Source organism: Streptomyces sp. NPDC053755 (genome assembly GCF_040677675.1).
Taxonomy (GTDB): Bacteria; Actinomycetota; Actinomycetes; order Streptomycetales; family Streptomycetaceae; genus Streptomyces.
This window is the reverse complement of sequence record NZ_JBFASK010000013.1, coordinates 146,484-160,175: the sequence shown is the minus strand read 5'-3', so window position 1 is coordinate 160,175 and position 13,692 is coordinate 146,484. Positions and strand designations below refer to the sequence as shown.

The 13,692-nt window shown below is 72.8% G+C and carries 14 protein-coding genes; 13 read left to right on the top strand and 1 reads right to left on the bottom strand.

The features are described from left to right. Positions 1-61 precede the first annotated feature (61 nt). The 13 genes from AB0K65_RS15715 to AB0K65_RS15655 all read left to right on the top strand — a co-directional run bounded on the left by AB0K65_RS15715 (position 62) and on the right by AB0K65_RS15655 (position 12,496). Entirely contained in the window at positions 62-1,060 is a 999-nt protein-coding gene (locus AB0K65_RS15715) for a fumarylacetoacetate hydrolase family protein (RefSeq protein WP_365716641.1), read from the top strand. Then, positions 1,057-2,013 carry a cyclase family protein gene (locus AB0K65_RS15710; protein ID WP_365716639.1) on the top strand — a complete coding sequence of 319 codons (957 nt, stop codon included), beginning with the start codon at positions 1,057-1,059 and terminating at the stop codon, positions 2,011-2,013. Before AB0K65_RS15715 ends, AB0K65_RS15710 begins: the two co-directional genes overlap by 4 nt. A 37-nt stretch (positions 2,014-2,050) precedes the next feature. Beyond that, complete coding sequence (locus AB0K65_RS15705) at positions 2,051-3,181, top strand: FAD-dependent oxidoreductase (RefSeq protein WP_365716637.1); 1,131 nt, start codon at positions 2,051-2,053, stop codon at positions 3,179-3,181. Further along, positions 3,178-4,182: an amidohydrolase family protein gene (locus tag AB0K65_RS15700; RefSeq protein WP_365716635.1), complete on the top strand. Its 1,005-nt coding sequence runs from the start codon at positions 3,178-3,180 to the stop codon at positions 4,180-4,182. The genes AB0K65_RS15705 and AB0K65_RS15700 overlap by 4 nt, the downstream gene beginning before the upstream one ends. 12 nt (positions 4,183-4,194) lie before the next feature. Next, positions 4,195-5,133: a VOC family protein gene (locus tag AB0K65_RS15695; protein WP_365716633.1), complete on the top strand. Its 939-nt coding sequence runs from the start codon at positions 4,195-4,197 to the stop codon at positions 5,131-5,133. A gap of 133 nt (positions 5,134-5,266) precedes the next feature. Further along, positions 5,267-6,238: a fumarylacetoacetate hydrolase family protein gene (locus AB0K65_RS15690; RefSeq protein ID WP_365716631.1), complete on the top strand. Its 972-nt coding sequence runs from the start codon at positions 5,267-5,269 to the stop codon at positions 6,236-6,238. Continuing rightward, positions 6,235-6,981 carry an SDR family oxidoreductase gene (locus tag AB0K65_RS15685; RefSeq protein WP_365716629.1) on the top strand — a complete coding sequence of 249 codons (747 nt, stop codon included), beginning with the start codon at positions 6,235-6,237 and terminating at the stop codon, positions 6,979-6,981. The genes AB0K65_RS15690 and AB0K65_RS15685 overlap by 4 nt, the downstream gene beginning before the upstream one ends. Continuing rightward, the gene (locus AB0K65_RS15680; RefSeq protein ID WP_365716627.1) at positions 6,978-7,754 is read left to right on the top strand and encodes an SDR family oxidoreductase; all 777 of its coding nucleotides are present in this window, start codon (positions 6,978-6,980) and stop codon (positions 7,752-7,754) included. The genes AB0K65_RS15685 and AB0K65_RS15680 overlap by 4 nt, the downstream gene beginning before the upstream one ends. A 17-nt stretch (positions 7,755-7,771) precedes the next feature. Then, complete coding sequence (locus AB0K65_RS15675; RefSeq protein ID WP_365716625.1) at positions 7,772-8,530, top strand: CoA transferase subunit A; 759 nt, start codon at positions 7,772-7,774, stop codon at positions 8,528-8,530. Beyond that, positions 8,527-9,177 carry a CoA transferase subunit B gene (locus tag AB0K65_RS15670; protein ID WP_365716623.1) on the top strand — a complete coding sequence of 217 codons (651 nt, stop codon included), beginning with the start codon at positions 8,527-8,529 and terminating at the stop codon, positions 9,175-9,177. Before AB0K65_RS15675 ends, AB0K65_RS15670 begins: the two co-directional genes overlap by 4 nt. An 87-nt stretch (positions 9,178-9,264) precedes the next feature. Beyond that, positions 9,265-10,524, top strand: coding sequence for an FAD-dependent monooxygenase (locus AB0K65_RS15665; RefSeq protein WP_365716621.1), 1,260 nt, complete (start codon positions 9,265-9,267; stop codon positions 10,522-10,524). A 42-nt stretch (positions 10,525-10,566) separates the two neighbouring features. Then, positions 10,567-11,604, top strand: a complete 1,038-nt coding sequence (locus AB0K65_RS15660; protein WP_365716619.1) for a cupin domain-containing protein — start codon at positions 10,567-10,569, stop codon at positions 11,602-11,604. A 34-nt stretch (positions 11,605-11,638) separates the two neighbouring features. Beyond that, positions 11,639-12,496, top strand: coding sequence for a fumarylacetoacetate hydrolase family protein (locus tag AB0K65_RS15655; RefSeq protein ID WP_365716617.1), 858 nt, complete (start codon positions 11,639-11,641; stop codon positions 12,494-12,496). 128 nt (positions 12,497-12,624) lie between these two features. On the opposite strand, the gene AB0K65_RS15650 is transcribed toward AB0K65_RS15655, so the two are convergent. Further along, positions 12,625-13,635, bottom strand: coding sequence for a LacI family DNA-binding transcriptional regulator (locus AB0K65_RS15650; protein ID WP_365716615.1), 1,011 nt, complete (start codon positions 13,633-13,635; stop codon positions 12,625-12,627). Between the last annotated feature and the right edge of the window lie 57 nt (positions 13,636-13,692).

The window sequence follows — 13,692 nt, the reverse complement described above, 5'->3', positions numbered from 1 at the left end:
CAATCGATTTCCCTGATTGCTCAGGAGGGGTTCAGATTAGTGCCATCGCAATCAGGAGGACATGTCGGTGAAACCTGGAACCGCTTCTGACCTTTTCGCCGGGCCTTTCGCCCTCGGCACCCTTTCGGCCGGTGACGGCCCGGCCTTCCCCGCTCTCGTCGACCCGCACGGGCAGGTCCTCGACCTGCGGACGGCCCTGGACGAACCCGGGCTGACGGTGCGGGGGCTGCTGGAACGGTGGCCGGACGTGCTGCCGCGGCTGCGCGAGCTCGCGGCCGACACCGGGCTCGCGCGCCGACCGCTGGCGGACTTCCGGGTCCTGGCTCCCGTCGAGCCGCGGCAGGTCTTCCAGTCGGGCGCCAACTACCGCCGGCACGTCATCGACCTCCACGTCGCCCACCGCGACCCGTCCGACGGGCGGTCCGAGGAGGAGGCGCGCGCCGAAGCGGCCGAGATCATGGACCGGCGGGCCGCCGAGGACCTCCCCTACGTGTTCGTCGGGCTTCCCAGCGCGGTCACCGGACCCTACGACGAGGTCACGCTTCCCTCGTGGGCCGCGAAGCCCGACTGGGAGCTGGAGCTGACCGCGGTCATCGGCCGCCCGGCCTACCGGGTCTCCGTCGAGGAGGCGCTGGAGTACATCGCCGGCTACACGATCGCCAACGACCTCACCGACCGGGCCACCGTGTTCCGCAGGGACATGCCGCAGATCGGCACGGACTGGCTGCGGAGCAAGAACGCGCCCGGCTTCACACCGCTGGGACCGTGGATCGTGCCGGCCGAGTCGCTCGGGGACACGGGCGACCTGCGGCTGACCCTGAGGCTGAACGGCGAGGTCATGCAGGACGAGTCCACCAAGGACATGATCTTCGACGTGGCGCGGATGGTCTCGTACGCCTCCCGGAGCGCGCGTCTGTTTCCCGGCGACCTCGTGCTCACCGGGTCCCCCGCCGGGAACGGCATGCACTGGGGCCGGCTGCTGCGCGACGGCGACGTCATGGACGCCTCGATCACGGGTCTCGGCGCCCAGCGCACGCGATGTGCGGCGGAGGAGGCGTGAACCGCCACGACCCCGAGGGCGCGATCGCCCAGGCGGCGAAGGAGTGCTCCAACTGGGGCCGCTGGGGCGAGGACGACGTCCTCGGCACCCTGAACTTCCTGGACGAGGCCAAGCGCCGTGAGGGTGCCTCGCTCGTCCGGCGCGGGGTGAGCTTCTCGCTGTCCCAGCGTTTCGACATCAACGGCCCGCAGAAGGGCTGGCGCCGCCGGACCAACCCGGTCCACACCATGCTCGACACCGGTACGGACGCGGCCCTCGGCAATCAGGGCCTGCCGCACGGGATCGGCGGGGCGGACGACGTGATCGCCATGCCGCTCCAGTGCTCCACCCAGTGGGACGGTCTGGGGCACATCTTCGACCACGGCAAGGCGTGGAACGGGCGCCCGGCCGAACGGGTCGTCACCTCCGACGGCGACCAGGTCACGGGCATCGAGCACATGGCACCGTACGTCGCCGGGCGCGGTGTCCTCCTCGACATCGGCCGCACGGCCGGCACGGACGGGGAGCTGCCGGACGGTTTCGCGATCACCGAGGAGCATCTGGCGGCCGCCGCCGACGCCCACGGGGTCACGGTCGGCAGGGGCGACATCGTGCTGGTGCGTACCGGGCAGCTCGCCCGCGTCCGCCGCGACGGCTGGGGGGACTACGCCGGAGGTGCCGCCCCGGGTCTGTCCTTCACCACCGCGTCCTGGCTGCACACCAGCGAGATCGCCGCGATCGCCACCGACACCTGGGGTTTCGAGGTACGGCCCAACGAGTTCGACCACGCTTTCCAGCCCTTGCACCAGGTCGTCATCCCCCACCTCGGCCTGCTGATCGGCGAGATGTGGGACCTGGAGGCCCTCGCCGACGACTGCGCGGCCGACGGCGTCCACGAGTTCTGGCTCACCGCCGCCCCCCTGCCCATCACCGGCGCCGTCGGGTCCCCCGTCAACCCGATCGCCGTCAAGTAGCCCGGGGCCCAGAGCCCGAGGAACAAGGGAGTTCCCCATGAGCACACCACGCACGGTCCTCGTCGTCGGCGGCGGGGCGGCCGGAAACGCCGTCACGATCCTGCTGCGGCGCGCCGGGCTGACGGTCGACCTGGTCGAAGCCAAGGACGACTGGAACGCCACCGCGGGATCCGGCATCACCCTCCAGGGCAACGCCCTGCGCGTCCTGCGCGAACTCGGCGTCTGGGAGCGGGTGAAGGCGTCCGGGTTCGCCTTCGGTTCGGTCGGCATCACCACTCCCGACGGCGACGTCCTGCACGTCCAGCGCGATCTGCGCACCGGAGGCGACGAGCTGCCGGCGACCGTCGGCATGCAGCGTCCCCGGCTTCAGCAGATCCTGATCGAGGCCGTCCGCGCCAGCGGCGCGACCATCCGCCTGGGCACGACCGCCACCGTCCTGGACCAGGACGCCACCGGGGTGACCGTACGGTTCGGCGACGCGGGCGAGCACCGCTACGACCTGGTGATCGCCGCCGACGGTCTGGGCTCCGCCACCCGCGCGCAGGTCGGCATCACCGACAAGCCCGAGCCGACCGGCATGGCCATCTGGCGGGTCGCCGCCCCACGGCCCGTGGGGGTCGAGCGCACGGACCTCGCCTACGGCGGACCGGCGTTCATCGCCGGCTACTGCCCGACGAGCGACACCACGCTCTACGCGTACGTCGTCGAGAGGAACCGCGACCGCGGCTCCATCCCGCCGGACACGTACGCGGACGAGATGCGCCGGCTCGCCTCCGCCTACGGCGGCGCCTGGCCGGCCATCACCGCCACGATCACCGATCCGTCGAAGGTCAACTACACCTGGTTCGACCGGATGCTGGTCGAGGGCTCCTGGCACCGCGGCCGGGTCGTCCTGATCGGGGACGCCGCCCACTGCTGTCCTCCCACGCTGGCACAGGGAGCGGCACTGTCCCTGGAGGACGCCTGGGTGCTGGCCCAGCTGCTGACCGAGGCGGAGGACTGGGACGAGGAGTTGCTGCAGAGCTACTACGAACGGCGGATCGCCCGTGTCCGCCCGGTCGTGGAGGCGTCCGTGCGGATCGGCCGATGGCAGCTCGACGGCGTGCGCGACGCCGACGTGCCCGGCCTGATGGCGCGCACCATGACCATGCTGCGGGAGCTGCCGTGACCATCCCCACCATCGACGTGCACGCCCACGTCCTCCTCCCGCGGATCGAGGCGCTCGTCGCCGGACTCCCCGGACTCGCCGAGGCCAGGCGGCTCGACGCCCGGCGCAACGGACCGGAGGCACTCGCCGTCAGCGGCGCCATGGTCCGCGACCGCGTACCGAGCATGACCGAGGTGCAGGTCCGCCTCGCCGGCATGGACGCGCAGGGCGTCGACGTCCAGCTGGTCAGCCCGTCGCCCTCGCACTACCACTACTGGGCGGACGCGCCGACCGCCGAGAAGGTCTACCGCCTCGCCAACGAGGCGACGGCCGCGCACTGCGCGGAGGCGCCCGACCGGCTGCGGGGCCTGGGACTGGTGCCGTTGCAGCATCCCGACCAGCTCGTCCCGGCGCTCGACCACGCGCGCGAGCAGGGCCTGGCCGGAGTGGAGATCTCCAGCCACGCGCCGGGAAGGGAGCTGTCCGATCCGGCCTACGAACCGCTGTGGTCCCGCGCGGAGGAGACCGGCTCGATCGTGTTCCTGCACCCGTTCGGCTGCACCCTCGACGAGCGCCTCGACCGGTGGTACCTCTCCAACAGCGTGGGCCAGCCCACCGAGAACGCCGTCGCCCTGTCCCACCTCATCTTCTCCGGGGTCCTCGACCGCCATCCGGGCCTGAAGCTGATCGCGGCCCACGGCGGCGGCTACCTCCCCACCCACATCGGACGCGGCGACCACGCGTGGCGGGCCCGCCCGGACGCGTCGACGGGCTGCGCCCGGCCGCCGAGCAGCTACCTGCGGCAGGTGTACTTCGACTCGCTCGTGCACTCCCCCGACGTCCTGCGGGCCCTGGTGGGCTCCGCCGGGGCGGACCGGGTCCTGCTCGGCTCCGACTTCCCCTTCGACATGGGCTGCCCGGACCCCGTCGCCGCACTGCGGGCCGCGGGCCTGTCCGAGACCGACTTCGACGCCATCCGCGGCGGGAACGCCGCCGCCCTGCTCAACCTCGCCCTCGCCTGAGGAGGCACCCTCATGAGCGCTCGCCTGCTCACCCACCTGCGGCACGTGGACCTCGCCGTGCCCGACTACGACAAGCAGCTCGACTTCTACTCCGGCGTCTGGGGCCTGACCAAGGTCGCCGAGGACTCCGGCATCTCCTTCCTCGCCGCAGAGGGCAGCCCGGAGCAGTACGTGGTCCGGCTGCGCAAGGCCGCCGAGAAGCGACTCGACCTGGTCTCCTACGGCGCCGCGACCCCCGCGGACGTGGACACGCTCGCCGAACGGCTGCTGGCCGGCGGCGTGCAACTGCTCTCGCGGCCCGGCACGGTCGACACGCCCGGTGGCGGCTACGGCTTCCGGTTCTTCGACGTGGACGGCCGCACCATCGAGGTCACCGCCGACGTCGAGGTCCGCCGGCACCGCAGGATCGAGGAGAAGGAGTCGATCCCGGTCAAGCTCTCCCACGTGGTGCTCAACTCGCCCGACCTGGACCGCACCCGCGCCTGGTACGAGCGGCACCTCGGATTCCGGCTCTCCGACACGCTCAGCTCACCGCACATGGGCGACGTCATGCACTTCATGCGGATCAGCAACCAGCACCACTCCATGGCGCTGGCCAAGGGCCCGCACACCTCGCTGCACCACATCTCCTTCGAGATGCGCGGCATCGACGAGTACATGCGCGGCTCCGGCCGGGTGATCCGCGCCGGCTTCACCAAGCTCTGGGGCCCGGGCCGGCACATGGCCGGGGACAACACCTTCACCTACTTCCTCGACCCGCACGGCAACACCGTCGAGTACACCACCGAACTGGAGGAACTCGACGAGGACACCTGGCACCCGCACGTCTACGACTTCTCGCAGCCCGAGGTCACCGACCAGTGGGGCACGGCGAACCCGATGAACGAGCTCGTCGCCAAGGAGTCCTTCAACGACCCCGACCGCGGCTGCTTCGTCGCCCCGCCGGTCTGAGACCCCCGGCCCGCTTCCCCTCCTGACCCCGGGACGCGGCGGCAGGGTCCCGCCCTGACTCCCGCCGCCGCGTTCCCGGTCCCCCGCCGTGCCGGTCCCCATCCGCCTCCTCCCCCCTGTCTGGAGCAGCACCATGCGCTTCGCCGCTTTCGAGCACCGCCAACGGCGCCGCGTGGCCGTCGTAGAGGAAGACGGCACGCTTCTGCCCCTGCCGGGCGTCACGTCCCTGACCGATCTCATCCGTGAGACGGACGGCCTGCCCGGCCTGCTCGCCGCCGGGGCGGCGGCGTTCGACGTCCCGCCCGGCCCGCACGTCTCCGAGGTCCGCCTCCTGCCGCTCCTCCAGCCCGCCTCCGTACGGGACTTCGTCGCCTTCGAGGAGCACGTCGAGGGCGTGCGCCGCTCGGTCAGCGGCGAGGCCGGCGTGCCGGAGCAGTGGTACGCGGCGCCCACGTTCTACTTCACCAACCCGCACGCGATCCACGGCCCCCACGACGACGTCCCGATGCCTCCGGGCTCCTCCGTCCTCGACTTCGAACTCGAGGTGGCGGCCGTCATCGGCCGCGACGGCGGTGACCTCACCCCGGAGCGGGCCCGGGACCACATCGTGGGCTACACGATCTTCAACGACTGGTCCGCGCGCGATCTCCAGTCCGCCGAGATGCGGGTGGGCCTCGGTCCATGCAAGGGCAAGGACACGGCGACGACGCTCGGCCCCTATCTGGTGACCGCCGACGAGCTGGAGCCGTACCGCGACCGTGACGGCTTCCTGCGGCTGGCGCTGACCGCCGAGGTCAACGGGCGGCGGGTCGGCCACGACCTGCTGTCCAACATGAGCTGGACCTTCGAGGAGATGACCGCCTACGCCTCGCGCGGCACCCGCGTCGTCGCCGGGGACGTCCTGGGCTCGGGCACCTGCGGGAACGGCGGCTGCCTGGCCGAGCTGTGGGGACGCTCCGGCAGGCAGAGCCCGCCGCCGCTGGGGCCGGGCGACACGGTCACCCTGACCGTCCAGGGCATCGGCTCCCTGACCACCCGCGTCGTGCCGGGGCCGGAGCCGGTCGCGCTTCCGGCGGGCCGGCGTCGCGGCCGGGAGCGGCCGTGAGCGGCGGGCGGCTCGCCGGGAAGGTCGTCGTCGTGACGGGGGCGGCACGGGGCCAGGGCGCCGCCGAGGCCGCCGCCCTGGCCCGCGAGGGCGCTCGCGTGATCGCCACCGACGTACGCCCCACGGGCGACGTGCGACGTCTGGACGTCACCGTGGCCGAGGAGTGGGCCGCGCTCGCCGCCGAGCTGCGCGAGACGCACGGGATGGTCCACGGTCTGGTCAACAACGCCGGCATCACCTGGCGGGCCCGCCTGGGCGACGTGGACCCCGCGGACCTGGCCCGCGTCCACGCGGTCAACGTCACCGGTCCGCTCCTGGGGATCCGGTGTCTGGCTCCGCTGATGCCGCCCGGCTCGTCGGTCGTGAACGTCGGCTCCTCCGCGGCCCTGACCGCCCACTATCCGGTGGCCTACACGACCAGCAAGTGGGCCCTGCGCGGGCTGTCGAAGACGGCGGCCCTGGAGCTCGGTCCGCGCGGCATCCGGGTGAACACGATCCATCCCGGTTTCATCGAGACCGAGATGACGGCATCGGCGGATCCGTCGTTCCGCGAGGCGAACATCCGGGAGACGCCGCTCGGCAGGGTCGGGACCGTCGAGGAGGTCACTCCGCTGGTCGTGTTCCTCCTGTCGGACGAGTCGTCGTTCGTCACCGGCGCCGAGATCCCCGTCGACGGCGGTCTCACCTCGCACGGCGGGGTGAAGTCCGTCTCCGACACGGTCCGCGGCGAGGCCGGGCCGTGAGGCTGGCAGGGAAGGTCGCGCTCGTCCCGGGGACCGCCCGCGGCGTCGGCCGGGCGATGGCACTCCGCTTCGCCGCCGAAGGGGCCCTGGTCGTCGGCGGCGACCTCCTGCACGACGAGGCCGTCGAGACGCAGCGGCTCATCGCGCGCGAGGGCGGCACCGCCCTCACCGTGGGCCCGCTCGACGTCACCTCCGCCGCCTCCGTCGACGCCTGGGTCGAGGAAGCCGCCGGCGCGTTCGGCGGCATCGACATCTGCTGCGCCGACGCCGGAGCCGTGCGCTTCGAACCGGTCGGCGAACGGACCGGGGGCGACTTCGCCGTCACCGTTCGAGCCGGACTCGACGCGGTGCGGCTCACCGTGCACGCGGCCTGGGAGCACCTCGTGCGCAGCCGCGGCTGCGTCCTCACGGTCGGATCGGCCGCCGGCCGGACCGGCTCCCTGACGAACCACCCCGCCGCGCACGCGGCGGCCGAGGCCGGCGTGATCGCCCTGACCCGCCAACTGGCGGCCGAAGGAGCCGCGCACGGCATCCGCGCCAACTGCGTGAGCCCCGGCCTGATCGACGCCGAAGGCTCGCGCGGCGATCCGCTCGCCGCCGGCCACCCGGTGCGCGAGGCAGCGCGTCACATTCCCCTGGGCCGCCTCGGGCTGCCCCAGGACGTCGCGAGCGCCGCCGTCCTCCTCGCTTCCGACGAGGCGGCGTGCCTCACCGGCGCCCACCTCGTCGTCGACGGCGGATGGTCCGCCGTACTGCCAGGCGCCCCCGCCTGAAAGGAGCACCCGTACACGTGGACAAGGTCATCCGTGAGCCGGCGGACGCCGTCGCCGACATCGCCGACGGGGCCACCCTGGCCGTCGGCGGCTTCGGCCTCAGCGGCATCCCCGAGATACTGATCCAGGCCCTGCACGCGCAGGGCGCCGAAGACCTGCGCGTCGTCTCCAACAACTGCGGCGTGGACGGCCGAGGACTGGGAGTGCTGCTGTCGGCAGGACGGATCTCCCGGGTCGTCGGCTCCTACGTCGGTGAGAACAAGGAGTTCGCACGGCGGTACCTCGGCGGTGAGCTGGAGGTCGAACTCGTCCCGCAGGGAACCCTCGCCGAGCGGCTGCGTGCCGGCGGCTGCGGCATACCCGCCTTCTACACCCCGGCCGGCGTGGGCACCCAGGTCGGTGACGGCGGCCTGCCCTGGCGGTACGCGCCGGACGGCGGCGTCGCCGTCGCCTCCCCGGCGAAGGAGACCCGGGTCTTCGACGGAGTGCCGCACCTCCTCGAGCACGGCATCACCACCGACTTCGCGCTCGTACGAGCCTGGCGCGGAGACCGGCACGGCAACCTCGTCTTCCGCCGCGCGGCGGCCAACTTCAACCCGCTCGCCGCCATGGCCGGCCGCATCACCGTCGCCGAGGTCGAGGAACTCGTCGAACCCGGAGCGCTCGACCCGGACCGGGTACACCTGCCCGGCGTCTTCGTCCAGCGCGTCGTGGCCCTGACCCCGGCCCAGGCGTCGAACAAGCGGATCGAGAAGAGGACGGTGCGCGGCCGATGAGCTGGAACCGCAACCAGATGGCCGCACGGGCCGCCGCCGAGCTGACCGACGGGTCCTACGTCAACCTCGGCATCGGCCTGCCCACGCTCATCCCCGCGTTCGTGCCGGCGGGAGTCCACGTCGTGCTCCATTCCGAGAACGGCATCCTCGGCACCGGCCCCTACCCCACCGAGGACGAGGTCGACCCCGACCTGATCAACGCAGGCAAGGAGACCGTGACCGTCCTTCCCGGCGCGTCGTTCTTCGACTCCGCCCTGTCCTTCGGGATGATCCGGGGCGGCCACCTCGACACCGCCGTGCTAGGCGCGATGCAGGTCTCGGAGCGGGGCGACCTGGCGAACTGGATGATCCCCGGAAAGATGGTCAAGGGGATGGGCGGCGCGATGGACCTCGTGCACGGCGCCCGGCGGGTCGTCGTCCTGATGGAACACACCGCGAAGGACGGCACACCGAAGATCGTCGAGGAGTGCACGCTCCCCTTCACCGGCCGCTCCTGCGTCGACCGGATCATCACCGACCTCGGGGTCCTGGACGTCACCGACCGGGGTCTCGCCCTGGTGGAGACGGCTCCCGGCGTCACGGTCGAGGACATCCGGGCCCGTACCGAAGCGCTCGTCCACGTCGACGGCGTCACCGCCGCCTGCTGAGAGCACCCCACCGCCCCGGCCGGCCGGAGCGGCGCGCCGCTCCATCGCGCCCCCGCGCGCCCGGTCCGACACCCCAAGGAGGCCCTCGTGCCCGTGACTTCCCCACCCCTGCACATCGCGGTCGTCGGAGGCGGCATCGGCGGACTGGCCGCCGCCCTCGCGACCGCCCGTGCCGGCCATCGCGTGACGCTCGTGGAGCGTGCCGCCCGCTTCGGCGAGATCGGAGCGGGCCTGCAGCTGGCCCCCAACGCCTCGGTGGCCCTGGCGGAACTCGGCGTCCTGGAGGCCGTGCGACGGTCCGCCGTCGCGCCGCCGCGGCTCGTCATGATGGACGCGCTCAGCGGCGAGCAGGTCACCTCCCTCGACCTGCGCGGCGGCGCCTACACCGACCGATTCCCGCACCCGTACCTCGTCACGCACCGCACCGACCTGCACGCGGCGCTACTGGCGGCCTGCCAGGACCATCCGTCGATCACGCTGCGCACCGGGCACACGGTGACGGACGTGGTGCAGACCCCGTCCGAGGTCCGCCTGCACTTCGCCGAGACGTCCGAGCGGCTGCCCGCGGACGCGGTCGTGGCGGCCGACGGCCTCCACTCCCGCCTGCGGCGGATCCTCGTCGGTGACGGCGACCCGGTCTGTTCGCGTTACGTGGCCTACCGGGGGGCCCTGCCCCTCAGCCGCATGACGGGGGCGATGTCCCGGCACGCCGCGACGGAGTCGGTCATCGTCTGGGCGGGACCGCGCATGCACCTCGTGCAGTACCCCGTGCGGCGCGGCGAGCTCTACAACCAGGTCGCCGTCTTCGAGAGCGACCACTACTCCCCCGGCTCCGACGACTGGGGCACCGAGGCCGAGCTGGAGGCACGCTTCTCGGGGTCCTGCCAGGCCGTGCGCGACGCGCTGCCCCTGGTCGCCCGGGACCGGCGCTGGCCCCTGTTCGACCGACCGCCCCTCACCGAGTGGGTGCACGGCCGGATCGTGCTCCTGGGCGACGCCGCCCACCCGATGCTGCAGTACCTCGCCCAGGGCGCCTGCCAGGCACTGGAGGACGCGGTCACGCTGGGCCACGCCCTGCGCGGGCACGCCGACCCCGCCGCGGCCTTCGCCTCCTACGCCGGCCGCCGACGGGAACGGGCCGCCGGCATCCAGACGAACGCCCGCCGGTTCGGCGAGCTCTGCCACCTGGAAGGCATGGGGGCCGCCCTGCGCAACCGGCTCCTTTCCTCGCGTACGCCCGAGGACTTCGACGACATCGCCTGGGTCTGGACCCCTGGCCCCACCGGGGTCCCGGCCGCCGCCTCCACCGCGGCCCCCGGCCCGGTCCCGGCTCTGCCCCGGCCCTGACGGCATCCCCCACCGAGTGAGCGACCACCGCGAGAGGACACCATGACCGACGACCCCGCCTACAAGGCCCTCGAAGACCTGGGAGCGGCCCCGCTCTGGCGCTTCTACGGCAATCTCTTCCCCGCCCAGCCCCGCAGCCGGGCCGTGCCCTTCCGGTGGAGCTGGCGGGAACTGCGCCCGCACCTCCTGCACTTCTCCCGAGCGCTGTCCCTGGACGAGGCGGAACGCCGGGTCCTCATGCTGGTCAATCCCGGCCTGAGCGACCCGCCCGCGACGGTCAACACCCTGTACGCCGGGCTCCAGATCATCGTGCCCGGCGAGACGGCCCAGGCCCACCGGCACACCTCCAACGCGTTCCGCTTCATCCTGGAGGGCGACGGCGCCTGGACCACCGTCAACGGCGAGCGCGTCTTCATGGCCCCCGGTGACCTCCTGCTGACCCCCGGATGGCACTGGCACGACCACACCCACCGGGGCGACGCGCCGATGATCTGGCTCGACGCCCTGGACTATCCGCTCGTCAACGCCCTGGAGGCGGGCTTCTACGAGAAGTACCCCGAGCGGCTCCAGCCGGTCACCCGCTCCGACGACGCGGGCAGCCGGCAGTTCCTCCACGGCCGCCTGACCCCGACGTGGATCACGCCGAAGGGCCTCAACTCCCCCGTCACCCGCTACACGTGGCAGGAGACCGACCGGGCCCTCGAAGCCATCGCCGACTCCGCCGAGGGCAGCGCCGTCGACGGCATCGTGCTGGAGTACACCAACCCCTGGACCGGCGGTCCGGTCATGCCCACGATCGGCTGCCGCGTCCAGCGGCTGCGCCCGGGCTTCCAGGGCGCGGGCCGCCGCCACACCGCGTCGACCATCTTCAACGTCGTACGCGGCGAGGGAGCCACCGTCGTCGACGGTGTGCGGCTGGACTGGTCCGAGCACGACACCTTCGCGATACCGGGCTGGGCGTCCTACCGCCACCTGAACACGTCCACGTCGAGCGACGCGGTCCTCTTCTCCTACAGCGACGAGCCCGTCATGCGCTCCCTCGGCCTCTATCGCGGGGAAAGCGCCGATCCCGGCGCCTGATCCACCCACCCGACACCATCGCAAGGAGGCCCAGATGCGTCTGGCCCTGTTCGACAAGGGGCGGCTCGGCGTCGTCGACGGCGACGACATCGTCGACGTGACCGACCAGCTCACCGGCACCGGATCCGCCGGCGCGCTCCACCACCACATCGAGGCGGTTTCCACCGGCACGGCCGCGCCGCTGGACCTCGCGCGCGGCCGGCGCGTCCCGCTGGCGGAGGCGAACCTGGAGGCGCCGCTGCCGCGCCCCGGCAAGATCATCGGGGCGCCCGTCAACTACCTCGACCACAAGGCCGAGATGGAGTACCCCACGTCCATCGCGGAGCTGGGCGTCTTCCTCAAGGCGAACTCGTCCGTGATCGGCCCCGGGCAGGACGTCGTCCTGCCCTACTCCGACAAGCGCACCGACCAGGAGGGAGAGCTGGGCGTGGTCATCGGCCGCACCGCGTCGCACGTGAGCGCCGACGACGCGCTGGACCACGTCTTCGGGTACACGTGCCTCCTGGACATCACCGTCCGGTCCGGCGAGGACCGTTCCACGCGCAAGTCGTTCGACACGTTCACCCCCCTCGGCCCCTGGGTGGTGACGGCGGACGAGATCCCCGATCCCGACGCCCTGGACCTGCGGTGCGACGTGGCGGGGACGACGCGCCAGCGCACCAGCACGGCGAGCCTCATCTTCGGCGTGCGGGAGCTGATCGCCTACGCGTCCTCGGTGATGACCCTGTACCCGGGCGATGTGATCGCCACCGGGACGCCCGCGGGCGTCGGACCGCTCGGCCACGGCGACCGCGTCGTCGTGGAGATCGAGCGGGTGGGCCGGCTGGAGGTGGGCGTAGACGGGTCGCGGGCCACTCCCTACGCCTCGCGGCCGGGTCACCGCCGCGGCTGACGCGCGACCGCCGCTGACGACGCGGTACCGGCGACCGGCACGCGCCCGGCGACCGGTATCGCGTCGTGGCGTCGTACGAGGCGTCCGGGGAGGACTCCCCGGACGTCACCGCGCGAAGGCTCCCGGCGTCAGGAGCGCGGAAGGCTGGAGCGGCGCACGACGAGTTCCGGCCGCAGCACGATGCCGCGGTGGCGGTGGTCCTCCCGGGCCGGTTCGATCTCCTCGAGCAGCATCTCCGCCGCCAGACGGCCGATGGCGTCGGCGGGGTGGCGGACCGAGGTCAGCGGGATGAGGGATGCCTCGGCGAACTCGATGTCGTCGTAGCCGACGACGGCGAGGTCCTCGGGGACCGCGACCCCCGCCCCGAAGGCCGTCTGGAGCAGTCCGAGGGCCAGGAGATCGTTGGCGCAGAACGCGGCCGTGGGACGCGGGGCGAGCCCGAGCAGGCGCGCGCCGGCGTCCCGGCCGGCCGGGACGTCCATCCTCTGCGCGGGGATCTCGACGAGCGCGTCCCGCGGCAGTCCCGCCTCCTCCAGGGCGCGCGCCAGCCCGGTGCGCCGGTCGCGCACCTGCTGCAGGTGGTCCGGACCGCGGACGTAGGCGATCCGGCGGTGGCCGGCGTCCAGCAGGTGCCTGCCCGCGAGAAGGCCTCCCAGGACGTCGTCGGCCGCCACGGAGCACGCCTGCTCGGTGCTCACCGCACGGTCCACGACGACGCAGGGGATGTTCTGTCGGCGCAGGGCCTCCCACGGCGCCCCGTCGGTCTCGACGGGGGCAAGGAGCGCGCCGCGGAGCCGTTGTTCGGCGAAGAGGGACAGGTACGCCCTCTCGGCCGCGGCGTCCTCGCCGCTGTTGCACACCATGACGCCGAGCCCGGCCCGGGCGGCCACCTCCTCCGTACCCCGCGCGAGGGCGGCGAAGAACGGGTTGCCGGTGTCCATGACGAGGAGTCCCAGCATCCGGCTCGTTCCCGCGCGGAGCTGGCGGGCGGATTCGCTGCGTACGTAGCCGAGAGCGTCGATCGCGGCGTGCACCCGCGCCCGGACCTGGTCGGACACCCGCTCCGGCCGGTTGAGGACGTTGGATACCGTGCCCACCGAGACGCCTGCTTCCCGGGCCACCTCCTTGATGCCCACCACAGCTGTGCCCGTCCGTTCGCCTCGTCCCGCGTCGACGCCCTCATCCTAGTTCGCCTG

What these genes read in the sequence shown, in the direction of transcription:
- AB0K65_RS15705 (WP_365716637.1), top strand. Translation starts at nt 2,051, where the DNA reads ATGAGCACACCACGCACGGTCCTCGTCGTCGGCGGCGGGGCGGCCGGA.
- AB0K65_RS15655 (WP_365716617.1), top strand. Translation starts at nt 11,639, where the DNA reads ATGCGTCTGGCCCTGTTCGACAAGGGGCGGCTCGGCGTCGTCGACGGC.
- AB0K65_RS15690 (WP_365716631.1), top strand. Translation starts at nt 5,267, where the DNA reads ATGCGCTTCGCCGCTTTCGAGCACCGCCAACGGCGCCGCGTGGCCGTC.
- AB0K65_RS15715 (WP_365716641.1), top strand. Translation starts at nt 62, where the DNA reads ATGTCGGTGAAACCTGGAACCGCTTCTGACCTTTTCGCCGGGCCTTTC.
- AB0K65_RS15660 (WP_365716619.1), top strand. Translation starts at nt 10,567, where the DNA reads ATGACCGACGACCCCGCCTACAAGGCCCTCGAAGACCTGGGAGCGGCC.
- AB0K65_RS15695 (WP_365716633.1), top strand. Translation starts at nt 4,195, where the DNA reads ATGAGCGCTCGCCTGCTCACCCACCTGCGGCACGTGGACCTCGCCGTG.
- AB0K65_RS15670 (WP_365716623.1), top strand. Translation starts at nt 8,527, where the DNA reads ATGAGCTGGAACCGCAACCAGATGGCCGCACGGGCCGCCGCCGAGCTG.